Here is a 19,324-nt window from a genome sequence, read left to right as displayed (position 1 = left end):
ATCCACAGACATATAGGCAGGCTCTTCCCATGAAGATCAGCGGCGTGGACATCCGTCCCGGCAACAATATCGAATATGAAGGTGGCCTGTGGCGCGCCGTCAAGATCCAGCACACCCAGCCCGGCAAGGGCGGCGCCTATATGCAGGTGGAACTCAAGAACCTGATCGACGGGCGCAAGAACAACGTCCGTTTCCGCTCCGCCGAAACGGTCGAGCGCATCCGGCTCGACACCAAGGATTTCCAGTATCTCTATGCCGAAGGCGACATGCTCGTCTTCATGGACACGGAAACCTACGAACAGATCAACCTCCCGCTTGATCTGGTGGGCGATGCCGCCGCCTTCCTTCAGGACGGCATGATGGTCATGCTCGAAATGTATGAGGAACGCCCGATTTCGGTGCAGCTCCCCGAAACGGTCGAAGCGACCGTGGTGGAGGCGGATGCCGTGGTGAAGGGGCAGACCGCCTCGGCCAGCTACAAGCCCGCCATCCTCGACAATGGCGTGCGCGTCATGGTGCCGCCGCACATCGTTTCCGGCACGCGCATCATCGTCGACGTCTACGAACGCGAATATGTAAAACGCGCGGACTGATTGCATAATCGCCCTTCCGCCTGCGGAAGGGACAGGGGGGTGGGTGGCGAGCGCAGGCGAGCCTTCCGCCTTTTCCTTTTCAGGGCGTCTCCAAACCCCGCACCCATATCCCTCCGTTGGTGGAGGGAGGAGAAAAGAACATGGTATCGCACTCCGGCCTTCTCACCGTCATGGAACGCGCTGTCCGCAAGGCAGGCTCCAAGCTGCGCCGCGATTTCGGCGAGGTCGAGCATCTCCAGGTCAGCCGCAAGGGGCCGGCGGACTTCGTGTCTCTGGCCGACAAACGCTGCGAGGAAACGCTGGTCGAGGAATTGCAGCGCGCGCGCCCCGACTGGGGTTTCCTGCTGGAAGAGGGCGGCATGATCGAGGGCGATCCCACCAAGCCGCGCTGGATCATCGACCCGCTCGATGGCACCACCAACTTTCTGCACGGGATTCCGCATTTCGCGATCTCGATCGCAGTGGAAGAGCCGCTTTATGGGGGCAGGAAGGAAATCACCACCGGCCTGGTCTATCAGCCGATCACCGACGAAAGCTATTGGGCCGAAAAGAACCGGGGCGCATGGCGACATGATCAGCGCCTGCGAGTCTCGGCCCGTCGCGACATGGGCGAATGCCTGATCGCGACCGGAATCCCCTTCATGGGCCATGGCGACTTTGCCCAGTGGACCCGAATCTTCGGCGCGGTGGCGCCTTCCGTCGCAGGCATCCGCCGTTTCGGCGCCGCCTCGCTCGACCTCGCTCATGTCGCGTCCGGCCGCTATGACGGCTTCTGGGAGAGCGGCCTGCAACCCTGGGATGTCGCAGCCGGCATCCTGATGGTGCGTGAAGCAGGTGGCTTCGTCACGGATTTTCGCGGCGGCGATCAACCGATCGAGCGGCGGGAGATTATCGCGGGCAATGATGCCATCCACAGCAAGCTGCATAAGCTGCTCGCCGGAGCGTTGCGCTAGGGGCGTTTGAGCCAAACACTTCGAGCACTTGGGCTTTTTGCGATTCATTCTCAGGGGTATGCCCCCTTGCTTCGCATATGCAGCGGTCCTAAAGCGCGCCCGTAATCATTTTCGCCCAGGGGATTCCGTTGGTCGATCTCGCTCAATATCTGCCGATCCTGATTTTTCTGGGGATCGCCCTGCTGCTCTCCAGCGCCTTCGTCTTTCTGCCGATGCTGGTGGGTCGCCTGACCGGCGCGCACAAGCCCGACCCGGCCAAGCTTTCAGAATATGAATGCGGCTTCCCGGCCTTTGAGGAGCCGCGCAGCCAGTTTGACGTGCGTTTCTATCTCGTCGCGATCCTGTTCATCATCTTCGATCTGGAGGCGGCGTTCCTTTATCCGTGGGCGGTCAGCCTCGATCAGATCGGCTGGACCGGCTGGGCGACGATGATGGTGTTCATAGCAGAGCTGGTGCTTGGCCTTGTCTATGCGTGGAAGAAGGGAGCCCTGGAATGGGAGTAGAACTGACGAATCCCGCGCCCGGCACCATGCCGCCGGTGGGGACACAGCCCGACCAGGATTTCTTCAACGCGCTGAATTCTGAAGTCAGCGACAAGGGTTTCCTTGTCACCTCGACGGAGGAATTGTTCCATTGGGCGCGCACCGGATCGCTGTGGTGGATGACCTTCGGCCTTGCCTGCTGCGCGGTGGAAATGATCCACGTCAATATGCCTCGTTATGACATGGAGCGCTTCGGTGTCGCTCCGCGCGCGTCCCCGCGCCAGTCGGACGTGATGATCGTGGCTGGCACGCTCTGCAACAAGATGGCTCCGGCGTTGCGGAAGGTTTACGACCAGATGTCAGAACCGAAATATGTGATTTCCATGGGCTCCTGCGCGAATGGCGGCGGCTATTATCACTATAGCTATTCCGTGGTGCGCGGCTGCGACCGGATCGTGCCGGTGGATATCTATGTCCCCGGTTGCCCGCCGACCGCCGAAGCGCTGCTCTATGGCGTGATGCAGCTACAGCGGAAGATCCGCCGCATTGGGACTTTCGAGCGCTGATATGGGACATCCTGCTCCGAAGATCGCTGCCATCCCCGGCATCGCGGAAGAAATTGCCGGACTGCTGGGTTCGATGCTGATCGAAACCGTCGATCATGCAGATGAACTGAGCTTCACTGTGGTTCGCGAAAAGCTGGCCGACGCGATGGAAGTGCTGCGCGACCGCGCGCACTATCAGCAGCTCATGGAAGTGGCGGGCGTCGATTATCCCGAACGGCCGGAACGCTTCGAGGTCTGCTATCATCTGCTGTCCGTCACCCGCAATCACCGCGTCCGCGTCAAGGTTTCCACCGACGAAGACAGGCCGGTTCCGAGCGTCACGCATATCTGGCCCGTCGCGGGCTGGCTGGAACGTGAAGTGTTCGACATGTATGGGGTGATTTTTTCCGGCAATCCCGACCTGCGCCGCATCCTGACCGACTATGGGTTCAAGGGCTATCCGCAGCGCAAGGACTTTCCGCTGACCGGCTATGTCGAGCTGCGCTATTCCGAAGAGGATAAGCGCGTCGTCTATGAGCCTGTTCGCCTCGCGCAGGATTTCCGCAGCTTCGATTTCATGAGTCCTTGGGAAGGCGCGCAATATGTGCTGCCGGGCGATGAGAAGGCGCCGCAGGCGCCCGGTGCGCCGTCGCCCGCGCCTGCTCCGCCGCCGCCGCCCGCCGCCCCCAAGGGCGAGGAGAAGGGCGACAAGCCGAAGGTAACGGAAAAGTCCGGCGATAGCGGAGCCGGCGAGCCGACCGACAGTAAGGCGAACGCGAAGTCCCCTGAAGCGCCGGCCAAGCCCGCCGCCGACACCGATGAAGGCAAAGGCGTTGCCAAGCCCGAGGACAAGGCCTGATGTCCGATTATATCGAAAAACTGGATCATAAGATCAATGCCGACGATCCGACGCTCGGCGATACGGAGATTCAGAACTACACCATCAACTTCGGCCCGCAGCATCCCGCGGCGCACGGCGTGTTGCGCCTTGTCATGGAACTGGACGGCGAGATCGTGGAACGCTGCGATCCGCATGTCGGCCTTCTCCATCGCGGCACCGAAAAGCTGATCGAATATAAGACCTATTTGCAGGCGCTGCCTTATTTCGACCGGCTGGACTATTGCTCGCCGCTCGGCATGGAGCATAGCTATGTGCTGGCGATCGAGAAGCTGCTGAACCTCGAAGTGCCGCTGCGCGCGCAATATCTGCGTGTGTTTTTTGCGGAACTGACCCGCATCAGCAACCACATGCTGAACCTTGGCTCGCACGTCATGGACGTCGGCGCGATGACGCCGAACCTGTGGCTGTTCGAAATCCGTGAGGACTGCCTCAACTTCTTCGAGCGGGCGTCCGGCGCTCGCATGCATTCGGCTTATTTCCGGCCGGGCGGCGTGCATCAGGATGTGCCCTTGAAGCTGCTCACCGACATCGCCGACTGGCTCGACACGCGCTTGCCGCGCCTGTTCGAGGACGCGATCTCGCTGGTGGCGGACAACCGCATCTTCAAGCAGCGTAACGTCGACATTGCCGTGGTCAGCAAGGAAGATGCGCTGAAATGGGGTTTCTCCGGGCCGATGATCCGGGGCAGCGGCATTGCATGGGACATCCGCAAGTCGCAGCCCTATGATGTCTATGACCGGATGGAGTTCGATGTGCCGGTCGGCACCAATTACGACTGCTACGACCGCTTCATGGTCCGCGTCGAGGAAGTCCGTCAGTCCGCACGGATCATGAAACAGTGCCTCAACGACATGCCGGAAGGTCCGATCGCCAGCTTCGACCGCAAGGTCTCCCCGCCCAAGCGCGGAGAGATGAAGCAGTCGATGGAAGCGCTGATCCACCATTTCAAGCTCTATACCGAGGGATTCCATGTGCCCGCGGGCGAGGTCTATGTGGCGACCGAAAGCCCCAAGGGCGAATTCGGCGTCTATCTGGTCGCGGACGGCAGCAACAAACCCTATCGCTGCAAGATCCGCCCGACCGCCTTCTCGCATTTGCAAGCGATGGATTTCATGCTGAAGGGCCACATGCTGGCCGACACCACCGCTGTCCTGGGCGCCATGGACATCGTGTTTGGGGAGTGTGATCGCTAATGGCTGACGCAGTTCATATCCCGGACGAGGCCGAGACCCGTGCGCGCTGGGGCGCCTTCTCGTGGACGGCCGAGAATGCCGAACATGCGAAGAAGGTCATCGCCCGCTATCCCGCAGGCCGTCAGCAGTCGGCGGTGATGCCGCTGCTCGATCTCGCCCAGCGGCAGGTCGGCGCGGAGACGCAGACGCAAGGCTGGCTGCCGGTGCCGGTGATGGAATATATCGCCGACCAGCTTGAGATGCCCTATATGCGCGTCTACGAAGTGGCGACCTTCTACACCATGTACAATCTCGCGCCGGTCGGCCGCTATCATGTGCAGGTCTGCGGCACGACGCCCTGCATGTTGCGCGGCTCCGACGATGTGTTCTCGGCCTGCAAGAACAAGGGGCTGGTGAAAGGTGGGACTACGCCCGACGGCCTGTTCACGCTGACCGAAGTCGAGTGCCTGGGCGCTTGCGCCAATGCGCCTATGGTCCAGATCAACGACGATAATTTCGAAGACCTGACCTATGACAGCATGAGCGCGATCCTCGACGATCTCGCCGCCGGCAAGCAGCCGAAAATCGGACCGCAGATCGAGCGTCAGACGAGCTGCCCCGAAGGCGGGCCGACCAGCCTCAAGGAGATGGTCGCCGAAAATCACGACTATCGCGGCCAATGGAATGAGGGAGCGCGGGCATGAGCGATGTGATTGCGCCTCTCAGCGACAAGGATCGCATCTTCACCAACGTCTATGGCTTCCAGGATTGGGGCATAGACGCGGCGATGAAGCGCGGCGACTGGGACAATACCAAGGCGCTTTTGGAATTGGGCCAGGACAGCATCATCGAGAAAATCAAGGCGTCGGGCCTGCGCGGCCGTGGCGGCGCGGGCTTCCCGACCGGCATGAAGTGGAGCTTCATGCCCAAGGAAAGCAAGGATGGCCGTCCCAGCTTCCTGGTCATCAATGCCGACGAATCCGAGCCGGGTTCGTGCAAGGATCGCGAGATCATCCGCCACGATCCGCATAAGCTGATCGAGGGTGCGCTGATCGCCGGTTTCGCGATGCGGGCGCGGGCCGCCTATATCTACATTCGCGGCGAGTTCATCTATGAGGCGAAAGTGCTGTTCGCCGCCGTCGAGCAGGCTTATGAAAAGGGCTTCCTCGGCAAGAATGCCTGCGGGTCGGGCTATGATTTCGACGTCTTCGTCCATCGCGGCGCGGGCGCTTACATCTGCGGCGAGGAAACCGCGCAGATCGAGAGCCTTGAGGGCAAGAAGGGCCAGCCGCGCCTGAAGCCGCCTTTCCCGGCGGGCGCTGGTCTCTATGGCTGCCCGACCACGGTGAACAATGTCGAGAGCATTGCCGTGGCGCCGACGATCCTGCGCCGTTCGCCCGAATGGTTCGCGAGCATCGGGCGGGAAGGCAACAAGGGCACCAAGCTGTTCCAGATCAGCGGCCATGTGAACAGGCCCTGCGTCGTCGAGGAATCGATGGGCATCAGCTTCAAGGAACTGATCGACCGGCATTGCGGCGGCATTCGTGGCGGCTGGGACAATCTGCTCGCGGTGATTCCCGGCGGGTCGTCGGTCCCGCTGGTCCCCGCCAAGGAGATCATGGACGCGCCGATGGATTTCGATGGCCTCAAGGCGCTTGGCTCCGGCCTTGGCACGGCTGCGGTCATCGTCATGGACAAGTCGACCGACATCGTTCGCGCCATTTCGCGCCTCAGCTACTTCTACAAGCATGAAAGCTGCGGCCAGTGCACGCCCTGCCGCGAAGGCACCGGCTGGATGTGGCGCGTTATGGAGCGGCTGCGCTCGGGTGACGCCGACATCAGCGAAATCGACATGCTCCAGGAAGTCACCAAGCAGGTCGAAGGCCACACCATCTGCGCGCTCGGCGACGCGGCGGCCTGGCCGATTCAGGGCTTGATCCGGCATTTCCGTCCTGAGATCGAGCGCCGGATCAACGAGAATAAGGGTAGCGCCCCCGTCATGGAGGCAGCGGAGTAACCATGCCCAAGGTCACAGTAGACGGCGTAGAACTCGAAGTCCCGGCGGGCGCGACGGTCCTCCAGGCGTGCGAGCTGGCGGGGAAGGAAATCCCGCGTTTCTGCTATCATGAGCGCCTCAGCATCGCGGGCAATTGCCGGATGTGCCTGGTGGAAGTGAAGCCCGGACCGCCCAAGCCGCAGGCAAGCTGCGCGCTTCCGGCGGCGGAAGGGCAGGACATCCGTACCGACAGCGAGATGGTCAAGAAGGCGCGCGAAGGGGTGATGGAGTTCCTGCTCATCAACCACCCGCTCGACTGCCCGATCTGCGATCAGGGCGGCGAATGCGACTTGCAGGACCAGTCCGTCGCCTATGGCCGTGGCAAGAGCCGCTTCGATGAGAACAAGCGCGCCGTCACCGAAAAATATATGGGTCCGATCGTCAAGACGGTCATGACCCGCTGCATCCAGTGCACCCGCTGCGTGCGCTTTGCCGAGGAAGTCGCGGGCGTGCCGGAAATCGGCGCCATCTATCGCGGCGAGAATATGCAGATCACCACCTATCTCGAACATGCCGCGAAAAGCGAGCTGTCGGGCAATGTGGTCGACCTGTGCCCCGTGGGCGCGCTGACGTCGAAGCCCTATGCGTTCGAGGCGCGGCCCTGGGAACTCAAGAAGACCCATGCCATCGACGTGATGGACGCGGTCGGCACCAATATCCGCCTCGACAGCCGGGGCCGTCAGGTGCTGCGCGCCGTGCCGCGCATCAATGACGACGTGAACGAGGAGTGGGCGTCGGACAAGACCCGCCACAATGTCGACGGTCTGGTCCGCAAGCGGCTGGACAAGCCCTATGTCCGCAAGGACGGCAAGCTGGTCCCGGCGACCTGGAACGAGGCTTTCGCGGCGATCGCCGCCGTCCAGCATGGCGGCAGCGTGGCGGCGCTGGCGGGCGACCTGCTCGACTGCGAAACCATGTTCGCGGGCAAGGCGCTGGTCGAGAAGCTGGGCGGCACGATGCTGGAAGGGCGTCAGACGGGCCTGGCCTATGACGTGTCGAGCCTGTCGGCTGTGAACTTCAATACGACGCTCGCGGGGATCGAGACGGCGGACGTGATCCTGCTGGTCGGCACCAACCTGCGCTGGGAAGCGCCGCTGGTGAACACGCGCATCCGCAAGGCGATCAAGAAGGGCGCGAAGGTCTTTGGCATCGGTCCGGAAGTCGATCTGACCTACAAGGTCGAGTGGCTGGGCAATGATGCGTCGCTGCTGGCGAAGCTGCCGCAAGCGGTAACGCAAGCGTTCGGCAAGGCCGCGCGTCCGGCGATGATCGTGGGCGGCGGCGTGCTCGCCAAGGACGGCGCGCATGGCGATACGCTGGCGCTCGTCGAGACGCTGGGCCTCGTGAAAGAGGGCTGGAACGGATATAACGTCCTGCACTTCGCGGCGGCGCGCATGGGCGGGCTGATGCTCGGTTATGCGGTCGATGGCGGCGTCAAGGCGGTGGCGGCCGCCAAGCCCAAGCTGCTTTTCTCGCTGGGCGCGGACGAGGTCGATTATGCGGCGTTCGAGGACAGCTTCAAAGTCTATGTCGGCCATCATGGCGACAAGGGCGCCCATGCGGCGGACGTGATCCTGCCGGGCGCGAGCTATGCCGAAAAGGCGGGCACCTATGTCAATCTGGAGGGCCGGGTGCAGCGCGGCGAAAAGGCCGTGTTCGCGCCGGGCGACGCCCGCGAGGACTGGTCGATCCTGCGCGCTTTGTCCGAGGTGATGGGCGCGACCCTGCCTTTCGACAGCTTCGACGCGCTGCGCGCGGAAATGGTGAAGGCCGTCCCGGCGCTGGGGCAATCGGGCCTGGCCGATTATGGCTGGTCCATCCCCCGGTTGCCGACCGGCGCGTCTGGCGAGTTCGGTTCGCCGATCAAGGATTTCTATCTGACCAACGCCATCTGCCGCGCCAGCCCGACGATGCAGCAATGCTCGGCGGAGCTGATCCATGGTGAGACCTTCGCGGAGGCCGCGGAATGACCGCTTTTTTCCAGAATCTCGGCCTGCCTTATGATGGCGCATGGCTGCTTTCCACGGTCATCGGCATCCTGCTGATCGCCCTGCCGCTGATGCTGGCTGTGGCGATGATCATCTACGCCGACCGCAAGATCTGGGCGGCGATGGCGCTGCGCCGTGGCCCGAACGTCGTCGGTCCCTTCGGCTTGCTCCAGTCCTTCGCGGATGGAGCCAAGGTGTTCCTCCAGGAAACCATCATTCCATCGGCCGCGAACAGAACCCTGTTCATCATCGCGCCGATCATCACCTTCACAATAGCCTTGATGGCCTGGGCGGTGATCCCGTTCCAGGTGGGCGTGGTGTTGGCGAACATCAATGTCGGCCTGCTTTATATCCTCGCGGTTTCGTCCCTTGGCGTTTACGGCATCGTGCTTGCGGGCTGGGCATCGAATTCCAAATATCCCTTTTATTCCGCGATCCGCGCCAGCGCGCAGATGATCTCCTATGAAGTCTCGATCGGCTTCATCCTGATCACCGTCGTGCTGTGGGCCGGCAGCTTCAACCTCTCGACCATCGTTGAAAGCCAGAAGGGCTATTATGGTTTTCTGAACGGCCATGGTTTCAATCCGTTGCTGTTCCCGATGGCAATCATCTTCCTGATCTCTGCCATGGCGGAAACGGCGCGTGCTCCGTTCGATCTCACCGAAGCGGAGTCCGAGCTGGTCGCGGGCTATCAGACTGAATATTCGTCCATGTCCTTTGCCCTCTATTGGCTGGGCGAATATGCGAACGTGCTGTTGATGTGTGCGCTCAACGCCATCCTGTTCTGGGGCGGTTATCTGCCGCCGTTCGATTGGGCGCCGCTCTATTATGTGCCAGGCATCCTCTGGCTGTTCGCCAAGATACTGTTCTTCTTCTTCGTCTTCTCCTGGGTGAAGGCGACGGTGCCTCGCTACCGCTATGACCAGTTGATGCGGCTGGGCTGGAAAATCTTCCTGCCGACCTCGCTGCTGTTTGTCTTCCTGGTGTCGGGCTTCCTCATGCTGACGCGCTATGGAGGCGCACAATGAGCCTCGGTTACTACATCAAGAGCTTCACCCTGTGGGAGTTTGTGAAGGCGCATTGGCTGACCTTGAAATATTTCTTCAAGCCCAAGGCGACGATCAACTACCCGCATGAGAAAAACCCGATCTCGCCCCGTTTTCGCGGGGAGCATGTTCTGCGCCGCTATCCCAATGGGGAGGAACGCTGCATCGCGTGCAAGCTGTGCGAGGCGATCTGCCCCGCGCAGGCGATCACCATCGAGGCGCAGCCGCGCGAGGACGGCAGCCGCCGCACGACGCGCTACGACATCGACATGACCAAGTGCATCTATTGCGGTTTCTGTCAGGAAGCCTGCCCGGTGGACGCTGTGGTCGAAGGGCCTAATTTCGAATTCGCAACGGAAACGCGCGAGGAGCTGATCTATGACAAGGCCAAGCTCCTTGAAAACGGGGACAAGTGGGAACGGGCCATTGCCGCGAACCTTGCCGCCGACGCGCCTTACCGTTAAGCCGCAGCCGCCGAAGGGGATAATGGTCCTGTGATTCACGTCTTCGCCTTTTACCTGTTCGCCGCGCTCGTGGTGTGCAGCGGCGCGCTGACGATCCTGTCGCGCAATCCGGTTCATTCGGTGCTGTGGCTGATCCTGGCGTTCTTCAACGCGGCGGGCCTGATGGTCCTGCTGGGCGCCGAGTTCATCGCGATGCTGCTTGTCATCGTCTATGTGGGGGCGGTCGCCGTGCTGTTCCTGTTCGTGGTCATGATGCTCGACATCGACTTCGCGGAATTGCGTGCCGGTTTCGTCGATTATCTGCCCTTCGGCATGTTGATCGCGCTGGTGCTGCTGGCCGAGATCGTGCTGGGCATCGGCATCTGGAGCGCCGGGCCTATCGAACTGGCCCAGCGCGCCGCGCCGGTGAACCCGGAACTGAGCAATATCCAGGCGATCGGCGGGCTGCTCTACACCCGCTATATCTTCCTGTTCGAAGCGGCGGGCATCATCCTGCTGGTCGCGATGATCGGCGCCATCGTGCTGACCCATCGCGCCCGTGGCGGCGTGCGCGGCCAGAACATCGCGCGCCAGAACCGCCGCCGTCCGGAAGAGGCGATCCGTAACGTCAATCAGCCCGTGGGGCAGGGGGTGGAGCTGTGATCGGTCTTCAGCACTATATGGTGGTCAGCGCGATCCTGTTCGTGATGGGCGTGCTCGGCATCTTCATCAATCGCAAGAATGTCATCATCATCCTGATGGCGATCGAGTTGATCCTGCTCAGCGTGAACATCAACTTCGTCGCTTTCAGCGCTTTTCTGGGCGATCTGGTGGGGCAGGTGTTCAGCATGTTCGTGCTGACCGTCGCGGCGGGTGAGGCGGCCATCGGCCTTGCCATCCTCGTTATCTATTTCCGCGGTCGGGGCACCATTGCCGTCGATGATGTCAACCGGATGAAGGGCTGAGCCTGAACCCATGATCCAGCTTATCGTCCTTCTCCCGCTGCTGGCTGCTGCCATCGCCGGCCTTGGCAACAAGGCTTTGGGCAAGCTACCCGCGAAGATCATCACCACCGGCGCGCTGTTTATCAGCTGCGCGTTGAGCTGGCCGATCTTTATCAGCTTTCTGACCGGCCAGGCCGAACCCTATGTCGCGCCGGTCTTCACTTGGATTCAGTCGGGCAGCTTCGATGCTCAATGGGCGCTGCGCGTTGATACGATGACCGCCGTGATGCTGGTCGTCGTCACCAGCGTGTCGAGCCTCGTCCACCTCTATAGCTGGGGCTATATGGACGAGGAGCCGGATCAGCCGCGTTTCTTTGCCTATCTGTCGCTGTTTACCTTCGCGATGCTGATGCTGGTGACGGCGAACAACCTGCTCCAGATGTTCTTCGGCTGGGAAGGCGTCGGTCTGGCGTCCTATCTCCTCATCGGCTTCTGGTTCCGCAAGCCCTCCGCCAACGCCGCTGCGATCAAGGCGTTCGTCGTCAACCGCGTCGGCGATCTTGGTTTCATGATGGGCATTTTCGGCACCTATCTGGTGTTCAACACCATCTCGATCCCGGAAATCCTGGAAGCCGCGCCGTCCATGGCCGGTTCGACCATCGGGTTCCTGGGCCACCGTTTCGACACCATGACCGTGCTTTGCCTGCTGCTGTTCATCGGCGCGATGGGCAAGTCGGCGCAGCTTGGCCTGCACACCTGGCTGCCGGACGCGATGGAGGGGCCGACCCCGGTGTCGGCGCTGATCCACGCGGCGACCATGGTGACGGCGGGTGTGTTCATGGTGTGCCGCCTCTCGCCGATGTTCGAAACATCGCCGACGGCGCTGGGCTTCGTGACATTCATTGGGGCTGCGACCTGTCTCTTCGCGGCGACGGTCGGCACGGTGCAGAACGACATCAAGCGCGTCATCGCCTATTCGACCTGTTCGCAGCTCGGCTACATGTTCTTCGCGGCGGGCGTCGGCGCCTATGGCGCGGCGATGTTCCATCTCTTCACCCACGCCTTCTTCAAGGCGCTGCTGTTCCTGGGCGCGGGTTCGGTGATCCATGCGATGCACCATGAGCAGGACATGCGCTACTATGGCGGCCTGCGGAAGGAGATCCCGATCACCTTCTGGACGATGACGCTGGGAACGCTCGCCATCACGGGCGTCGGCCTGCCGCTGGCCGGGATCGGTTTTGCGGGCTTCTATTCGAAGGACGGCATCCTCGAAGCGGCCTATGCTTCGGGCGGTTCGGGCGTGGGCGCTTATCTGGTCGGCGTGTTCGCGGCGCTGCTCACCAGCTTCTATAGCTGGCGTCTGGTGTTCCTGACCTTCTTCGGCAAGCCGCGCTGGGCTGCGTCCGAGCATATCCAGCACGCGGTCCATGGCCATCATGAGGGGGCGGATGAAGAGACCCAACATGACGGTCATGACCATGGTCATGCGGCGACGGGCACGGCGGGCTATCATCCGCACGAAAGCCCTTGGGTCATGTTGGTGCCCTTGGTCGTGCTGGCCCTTGGTGCGGTGTTCGCGGGCTTCATCTTCCATGACCAGTTCATCGGTCCGGAAGGTGGCGTCGCGTTTTGGAAGGGCGCCCTGGCGTTCGACAGCCATCTGATGCATGCGAGCCATGAAGTGCCGACCTGGGTCAAATTCGGTCCCTTCACGGTGATGCTGGCCGGCCTGCTGATCGCCTGGCTGAGCTACATCAAGCATACAGATTGGCCGCGGCGTTTCGTCGCGCAGTTCGGCGTGCTCTATCAGTTCCTGCTCAACAAATGGTATTTCGACGAGCTGTATCATGTGCTCTTCGTGAAGCCTGCCTTTGCCATCGGTCGCTTCTTCTGGAAGTTCGGTGACATCGGCTTCATCGACCGCTTCGGGCCGAACGGTCTCGCTGCGCTGGTCGTGCAGGGCAACAAAGTCACCCGCCGGCTTCAGTCCGGCTACCTCTACACATACGCGCTGGTGATGCTGATCGGCCTCGCCGCGGCCGCAACCTGGGCGATGACACGATAATGGACGGCTTCCCCATCCTTTCCCTGATGATGGCAGTGCCGATGGCGGGGGCCATCGCCTGTCTGTTCGCGGGCGCTCAGCAGGCGCGCTGGATCGCTCTGCTGGCGACGCTGGCCGATCTGGTGCTGGGCATCGTGCTGTGGATCAACTTCGACCAGTCGGCCAGCGCGCCGCAATGGCAGTTCCAGGAATATGCCCCGATCTTCGGGCGCTTTGCCTGGGCCTTGGGGATTGACGGCATCGCCCTGATGCTGATCGCGCTCACCGTATTCCTGATGCCGATCTGCATCGGCGCGAGCTGGCAGGCGATCGAGAAGCGGGTCGGCGAATATATGGCTGCTTTCCTGTTCATGGAGGTGCTGATGATCGGCGTCTTCACGGCGCAGGATCTCTATCTCTTCTACATCATGTTCGAAGCGGGCCTTATTCCGATGTATCTCATCATCGGCATCTGGGGCGGCGCGGACCGCATCTATGCCTCCTACAAGTTCTTCCTCTATACGCTGCTCGGCTCGGTGCTGATGCTGATCGCGATGATGTGGATGGTGCATGAAGCCGGGACGACCGAAATCCCCGCACTGATGGCCTATAATTTCGATCCGCATGTCGAGATATGGCTATGGCTGGCCTTCTTCGCGAGCTTTGCCGTCAAGATGCCGATGTGGCCGGTCCATACCTGGCTTCCCGACGCGCACGTTCAGGCGCCGACCGCCGGTTCCGTCATTCTGGCGGGCGTGCTCCTCAAGATGGGCGGTTACGGGTTCATCCGCTTCTCGCTGCCCATGTTTCCGGAGGCATCCGCGCAACTCGCGCCGCTGGTCTGGGGCCTGTCGATGGTGGCGGTGGTCTACACCAGCCTCGTCGCGCTGGTGCAGTCGGACATGAAGAAGCTGATCGCTTATTCCTCGGTCGCGCATATGGCAATCGTGACGCTGGGCCTGTTCGCCTTCAATCAGGCGGGTCTGGAAGGCTCGATGATGGTGATGCTGGGACACGGCCTCGTGTCGGGCGCATTGTTCCTGTGCGTCGGCGTGATCTATGATCGCCTGCACACGCGGGAGATCGCGCGTTATGGCGGGCTGGCCATCAACATGCCTAAATATGCGGTGCTGTTCCTGCTGTTCACGATGGCGGCGGTCGGCCTGCCGGGCACCAGCAACTTCGTGGGTGAGTTCCTGTCGCTGATGGGGGTCTATCAGGTTTCGACCTGGGCGGCTCTGGTCGGCACGTCCGGCATCATCCTTGGGGCGGCCTATATGCTCTATCTCTATCGTCGCATCTGCTATGGCGAACAGAAGAATGCCGATGCGGCGGCTATGCCCGACCTGTCGGTCAGGGAAGTCGCGCTGCTCGCGCCCATTGCCGCGGTCGTGCTGTGGATGGGGGTTTATCCGGAAAGTTTCCTCGCGCCCATGCGTCCTGCCATTCATGCGCTGGAAGCGCGCCTCGCATCCGCCGCTCCAGCGGGAGATTCCAAGATTGAGATGGGTGCGCCCAAGCCGGTTGGAGAAGGTGCGGTCCATGAAGAAGTTGCCGCGCATGGGGAGGCGCACTGATGATCGATACAGCTTCCCTTCTGGCGGTCCTGCCCGAACTGATCCTGACGGCTGGCGGACTGGCGCTGCTCCTGACCGCAGCCTTTGGCGGCGAGGGCATGGCGCGCTTCGTAAACTGGCTTTCCGTGATTATCCTTGCGGTGGCGGGCGTGGCCCTGTGCTGTTCTCTGGAACACGGTCCTGATGCCTTTGATGGATTGGTGCGGGCGGATGCTTTCTCGGTCTTTGCCAAAGCGCTGATCTATGGTGCCGCAGCAGCCGCGATCCTGTTGGCCCCGCGCTTCTTTGCCGTGGGTCATACCATTCGCGCGGAATATCCGGTCCTCATCCTGTTCGCCGCCGTCGGTATGGGGATGATGGTGTCGGCGGGCGATATGCTCACGCTCTATGTCGGTCTGGAGATGAACAGCCTTGCCTCCTATGTGTTGGCGAGCTTCATGCGTCAGGATGAGCGTTCGTCGGAGGCAGGTCTTAAATATTTCGTGCTGGGTTCGCTGGCGAGTGGTATTCTGCTTTACGGCACGGCGCTGCTCTACGGCTTTACCGGCAGCACGGCATTTGATGGCATTTCGCTCGCCCTGTCGGACGGTGTGTCCAAGGGTGAGCTGTTCGGGTTGGTCTTCGTTCTTGCAGGGCTGGCGTTCAAGATCAGCGCGGTGCCGTTTCACATGTGGACGCCAGACGTCTATGAGGGCGCGCCCACGCCAGTCACTACCTTCTTTGCCAGCGCACCCAAGGTTGCGGCGGTCGCCCTGACAGTCCGCGTCGCGATCGAGGCGCTGGGACCGGCGGGTCTTGACTGGCAGCAGATCGTGATCTTCGTGGCGCTGGCCTCGATCATTTTCGGGGCCGTGGCGGCAATCGGCCAGACCAATATCAAGCGGCTGATGGCCTATTCGTCAATCAACAATGTGGGCTTCGCGCTGATCGGCCTCGCCGCAGGCACGCCCGCAGGCGTTGCCGCAACGATGAGCTATATGGCGATCTATGTGCTGATGACGATCGGCAGCTTCGCCTGCATCCTGCAGATGCGCGATGCGGAGGGCAATCCAGTCGAAACGATCGCCAGCCTTGCGGGTCTGTCGCAATCGCGCAAGGGGCTGTCGGCGGCGTTTGCGATTTTCATGTTCTCCATGGCCGGCATCCCGCCGCTGTTCGGTTTTTGGGCGAAGTTCCTGGTGTTCGATGCGGCTGTGGCGGCCAATCTCGCGGCGCTTGCGGCAATCGGCATCGCGGCGTCCGTGATCGGCGCCTATTATTATCTGAAGATCATCAAGACGATCTATTTCGACGAACCCGCAGCCGCTTATGAAGCGCGCGGCGGCGCGGTCGAAAATATGATCCTGACCGCTTGCGCCGTCGTGATCGTGCTGGGTTATCTGCTCAACCCCGTGCTGGATAAGGCTAGCGCGGCAGCGGCGGCGTCGCTGTTCTGACCGAAATCCGCTTCGTCGAGGAAACCGGCTCCACCAATGCCGATATGATGGCATGGGTGGAGCAGGGCGTATCCGAAGGAGCATGGCTCCGCGCGGGGCGGCAGACCGGCGGGCGTGGCCGCATGGGCCGGTCTTGGGAAAGCCCGGAAGGCAATCTCTATTGCTCGACGCTGGTGCGCCTTCGTGCGCTTGACCCGGCGCCTCACACATTGGCGTTGGTGGCTGCCAATGCTGTTCATGCGCTGATCGCGCCCTTGGCTGATGGGCAGGCGCGCATCAAATGGCCCAATGACATATTGGTCGATGGCGCGAAGATTGCCGGTATCCTGCTGGAAAGGGCAGGAGAGGCAGTTATTGTGGGCATAGGGATCAATGTGAAGGGGCATCCAAAGGATCTGGATAGGCCAGTGACCTCCCTGGCCGCACAAGGCGCAGGAGAGGCTGAGGCGGAAGGCCTGCTTGAAAGGTTGGCGGCGTTGTTCGCCCATTGGCTAGCCATCTGGCGCGCGCAAGGACTTGATCCGGTGCGAACGCATTGGCTTCTCAATGCCCATGCTACGGGCACGGCCATGCGCGTCAACCAACCTGATGGAAGCATATTGGAAGGGCGCTTCGAAACATTGGATCGCGATGGCATGCTGATCCTGCGCTTGGCGAATGGCGATCCCCGTGCCATTCATGCAGGCGACATCCTTCTCATCTGATATTCGGGGAACAGCCATGCTTCTCGCGATTGACGCGGGCAATACCAACGTCGTTTTCGCGCTTCTGAGTGAAGGGGAAATCCGTGCGCGCTGGCGCATTGCGACCGATCCCAGACGGACTGCGGACGAATATGCCGTGTGGCTGAACCAGTTGCTGATGCTGGAAGGCTATGCGATCGGGGATGTCGACGCCGTCATCATCGCAACGGTCGTGCCGCGTGCGCTCCATAATCTTCAGGTGCTGGCTGAGAAATATTTCAAGGTTGAACCGCTGATCGCCGGCCATGCTCCAGTGGAGTGGGGCGTGGAACTGGATGTCGAGCAACCTTCTTCGGTGGGCGCCGATCGGGTTGTAAATGCCATTGCGGCGCACCATCTTTACGAAGGCGATCTGATCGTCATTGATTTCGGCACCGCGACGACATTTGACGTGGTGGATTACAAGGGCGCTTACAAGGGCGGCATCATCGCAGCAGGCATCAACCTGTCTCTCGACGCACTGGTCGCGGCGGCAGCGAAGTTGCCCAAGATAGCGATCGCGCCGCCGGAGAACCGATCAGTTATTGGTCGCACTACCGAAGCGCAGATGCATATCGGCGTATTCTGGGGTTATGTGGCGATGATGGAAGGACTGGTCGCCCGCTTGCGTGCGGAAATCGGCCGTCCGACCAAAGTGATTTCGACGGGGGGCCTTGCGGTCCTCTTTGATGAGAATAGCGATATTTTCGATGCCATCGCGCCCGACCTGACCATTCAGGGACTGGCGCTGCTGCACGAACGGAGTAAACAAGCATAATGACACCCGGAGACGAGCTGCTCTTCCTGGCCCTTGGCGGGTCGGGAGAGATCGGCATGAACGTCAATCTTTACGGTTGCCAGGGAAAATGGGTGATGGTGGACCTGGGTCTGACCTTCGCCGATCCTGCCTATCCCGGCGTGGAACTGATATTGCCAGACCTCTCCTTTATCGAGGAGCGGCGGGATGACCTGTTGGGCATTGTCCTGACGCATGGTCATGAAGACCATATCGGAGCCATCCCCTATCTGGCCGCCGATCTCGGGGTGCCGCTTTATGCCACGCCGTTCACGGCGGGCCTTATCCGGTTGAAGCTGGAAGAGGAAGGGTTGGTTCAGGAGGTCGAACTCAACGTCATCGAAAATGAGGGCAGCTTTGCGCTTGGTCCCTTCGGTTTCCGTTATGTGCCGCTGGCGCATTCGATCCCCGAAGGCAATGCGGTGCTGATCGACACGCGTTACGGCCGCATCTTTCACACCGGCGACTGGAAGCTGGATGAGCGGCCCCTGCTTGGCGCGCCATCGACGCCGGAGGAGTTGACCGCGATCGGCGACGAAGGCGTGCTGGCCCTTGTGTGCGACAGCACCAACGTGTTCAATTCCGAAGCCAGCGGGTCGGAAGGCGATGTGCGCGAAGGTCTGATGGCGACCATATCCGGGGCTAAGGGACGCGTGCTGGTCACGACCTTTGCGTCCAATGCCGCCCGCCTCCAGACCCTTGGCGAGGTCGCGGTGGCGACGGGCCGTCGCCTTTGCGTCGCCGGGCGTTCGCTCGACCGGATCATTTCCAATGCGCGCAACGCTGGCTATCTCAAGGATTTTCCGCCGACGATCGATTGGGACGCTGCGATGGCATTGCCACGCAATGAAGTGATGATCGTGGCGACTGGCGGGCAGGGAGAAGCGCGTGCCGCCCTGTCCCGCATTGCCTTCGATTCCCATCCTATCAAGCTGGCTGAAGGCGATCTGGTCGTCTTTTCCTCCAAGCAGATTCCCGGCAATGAAATCGCAATCGGTCGTATCCAGAACGCCCTGGCGACCAGCGGCGTGCTGATGGTGACGGACAGACAGGCCGAGGTCCATGTATCGGGCCATCCCGGTCGGCCGGAACTGGAAGCCATGTATCGCTGGATTCGCCCGGAAATATTATTGCCTGTCCATGGCGAGCGTCGGCACATGGCCGAGCAGGCCCGGCTGGGCCTGACGTTGGGCATCCGCAATGCCGTGGTGCAATCCAATGGCGATCTGTTGCGGTTGGCGCCCGGAGGCCCGGAAATCATCGGTCATGAAGCGAGCGGCAGGCTTGTGCTGGATGGCGACGTCATCCTGCCCGCTGACGGCACGACCATGAATGAACGGCGCAAGATAGCCTTGCATGGCCAGATCAGCGTTGCGGTGGCTGTGGATTCGAAGGGACGCGTGGTCGGGCAACCGGCGCTTCGCACGCAGGGTGTCCCGGTCGAAGAGGATAAGGCTGCATTTCTGGAAGAAGCCGCTGCCGAGGCAGCCCAGGCGGTTGCCAAGGGTGCGCGGGAAGAGGAAGCATTGCGGGAACGCATTCGCCTTGCCGTCCGCCGGACAGCGACGCGCTGGACCGGTAAGAAGCCGGTGGTGGACGTCCTCCTCATTCGCGCCTAATCGAGTT

At 61.5% G+C, this 19,324-nt stretch carries 19 protein-coding genes; all 19 read left to right on the top strand.

Annotated elements, in window-relative coordinates; genetic code table 11:
* Positions 1–29: 29 nt before the first annotated feature.
* The 19 genes from efp (at position 30) to ATN00_RS16770 (ending at position 19,317) form a co-directional block, all read left to right on the top strand.
* On the top strand, positions 30–593 hold the full coding sequence (gene efp, locus ATN00_RS16860; RefSeq protein ID WP_062066699.1) for an elongation factor P: 564 nt from the start codon (positions 30–32) through the stop codon (positions 591–593).
* A 140-nt stretch (positions 594–733) separates the two neighbouring features.
* Positions 734–1,546, top strand: a complete 813-nt coding sequence (locus ATN00_RS16855) for an inositol monophosphatase family protein (RefSeq protein ID WP_062066696.1) — start codon at positions 734–736, stop codon at positions 1,544–1,546.
* 128 nt (positions 1,547–1,674) lie between these two features.
* Positions 1,675–2,049 carry an NADH-quinone oxidoreductase subunit A gene (locus ATN00_RS16850; protein WP_062066694.1) on the top strand — a complete coding sequence of 125 codons (375 nt, stop codon included), beginning with the start codon at positions 1,675–1,677 and terminating at the stop codon, positions 2,047–2,049.
* Positions 2,040–2,594: a NuoB/complex I 20 kDa subunit family protein gene (locus tag ATN00_RS16845; protein WP_062066691.1), complete on the top strand. Its 555-nt coding sequence runs from the start codon at positions 2,040–2,042 to the stop codon at positions 2,592–2,594. The genes ATN00_RS16850 and ATN00_RS16845 overlap by 10 nt, the downstream gene beginning before the upstream one ends.
* A gap of 1 nt (position 2,595) precedes the next feature.
* The gene (locus ATN00_RS16840; RefSeq protein WP_062066688.1) at positions 2,596–3,432 is read left to right on the top strand and encodes an NADH-quinone oxidoreductase subunit C; all 837 of its coding nucleotides are present in this window, start codon (positions 2,596–2,598) and stop codon (positions 3,430–3,432) included.
* Positions 3,432–4,667 (top strand): NADH-quinone oxidoreductase subunit D, encoded by a 1,236-nt coding sequence (locus ATN00_RS16835; protein ID WP_062066685.1) that lies wholly within the window; start codon positions 3,432–3,434, stop codon positions 4,665–4,667. Before ATN00_RS16840 ends, ATN00_RS16835 begins: the two co-directional genes overlap by 1 nt.
* The gene (nuoE, locus tag ATN00_RS16830) at positions 4,667–5,350 is read left to right on the top strand and encodes an NADH-quinone oxidoreductase subunit NuoE (RefSeq protein WP_062066682.1); all 684 of its coding nucleotides are present in this window, start codon (positions 4,667–4,669) and stop codon (positions 5,348–5,350) included. The genes ATN00_RS16835 and nuoE overlap by 1 nt, the downstream gene beginning before the upstream one ends.
* Complete coding sequence (gene nuoF, locus ATN00_RS16825) at positions 5,347–6,663, top strand: NADH-quinone oxidoreductase subunit NuoF (RefSeq protein WP_062066679.1); 1,317 nt, start codon at positions 5,347–5,349, stop codon at positions 6,661–6,663. The genes nuoE and nuoF overlap by 4 nt, the downstream gene beginning before the upstream one ends.
* A gap of 2 nt (positions 6,664–6,665) precedes the next feature.
* Positions 6,666–8,672, top strand: a complete 2,007-nt coding sequence (nuoG, locus tag ATN00_RS16820) for an NADH-quinone oxidoreductase subunit NuoG (RefSeq protein WP_062066676.1) — start codon at positions 6,666–6,668, stop codon at positions 8,670–8,672.
* Positions 8,669–9,718, top strand: coding sequence for an NADH-quinone oxidoreductase subunit NuoH (gene nuoH, locus ATN00_RS16815; protein WP_062066673.1), 1,050 nt, complete (start codon positions 8,669–8,671; stop codon positions 9,716–9,718). The genes nuoG and nuoH overlap by 4 nt, the downstream gene beginning before the upstream one ends.
* Entirely contained in the window at positions 9,715–10,200 is a 486-nt protein-coding gene (nuoI, locus tag ATN00_RS16810) for an NADH-quinone oxidoreductase subunit NuoI (RefSeq protein ID WP_062066670.1), read from the top strand. The genes nuoH and nuoI overlap by 4 nt, the downstream gene beginning before the upstream one ends.
* 30 nt (positions 10,201–10,230) lie before the next feature.
* Positions 10,231–10,842 (top strand): NADH-quinone oxidoreductase subunit J, encoded by a 612-nt coding sequence (locus tag ATN00_RS16805; RefSeq protein ID WP_021247121.1) that lies wholly within the window; start codon positions 10,231–10,233, stop codon positions 10,840–10,842.
* The gene (nuoK, locus tag ATN00_RS16800) at positions 10,839–11,144 is read left to right on the top strand and encodes an NADH-quinone oxidoreductase subunit NuoK (protein WP_021247120.1); all 306 of its coding nucleotides are present in this window, start codon (positions 10,839–10,841) and stop codon (positions 11,142–11,144) included. Before ATN00_RS16805 ends, nuoK begins: the two co-directional genes overlap by 4 nt.
* Before the next feature lie 10 nt (positions 11,145–11,154).
* Positions 11,155–13,188 (top strand): NADH-quinone oxidoreductase subunit L, encoded by a 2,034-nt coding sequence (gene nuoL, locus ATN00_RS16795; RefSeq protein WP_062066668.1) that lies wholly within the window; start codon positions 11,155–11,157, stop codon positions 13,186–13,188.
* A complete protein-coding gene (locus ATN00_RS16790) occupies positions 13,188–14,744 on the top strand; it encodes an NADH-quinone oxidoreductase subunit M (protein ID WP_062066665.1) in 1,557 nt (518 codons plus the stop codon). The genes nuoL and ATN00_RS16790 overlap by 1 nt, the downstream gene beginning before the upstream one ends.
* Positions 14,744–16,180, top strand: a complete 1,437-nt coding sequence (gene nuoN, locus ATN00_RS16785; protein ID WP_062066663.1) for an NADH-quinone oxidoreductase subunit NuoN — start codon at positions 14,744–14,746, stop codon at positions 16,178–16,180. Before ATN00_RS16790 ends, nuoN begins: the two co-directional genes overlap by 1 nt.
* A gap of 5 nt (positions 16,181–16,185) precedes the next feature.
* On the top strand, positions 16,186–16,884 hold the full coding sequence (locus tag ATN00_RS16780) for a biotin--[acetyl-CoA-carboxylase] ligase (protein WP_257542096.1): 699 nt from the start codon (positions 16,186–16,188) through the stop codon (positions 16,882–16,884).
* Positions 16,885–16,900: 16 nt separating this feature from the next.
* Positions 16,901–17,680, top strand: coding sequence for a type III pantothenate kinase (locus ATN00_RS16775; RefSeq protein WP_062066658.1), 780 nt, complete (start codon positions 16,901–16,903; stop codon positions 17,678–17,680).
* Positions 17,680–19,317, top strand: coding sequence for a ribonuclease J (locus tag ATN00_RS16770; protein WP_062066655.1), 1,638 nt, complete (start codon positions 17,680–17,682; stop codon positions 19,315–19,317). The genes ATN00_RS16775 and ATN00_RS16770 overlap by 1 nt, the downstream gene beginning before the upstream one ends.
* Positions 19,318–19,324 lie beyond the last annotated feature (7 nt).

It is taken from the genome of Sphingobium baderi (genome assembly GCF_001456115.1).
Lineage (GTDB): Bacteria > Pseudomonadota > Alphaproteobacteria > Sphingomonadales > Sphingomonadaceae > Sphingobium > Sphingobium baderi_A.
This window is presented reverse-complemented; position numbering and strand designations above follow the sequence as displayed.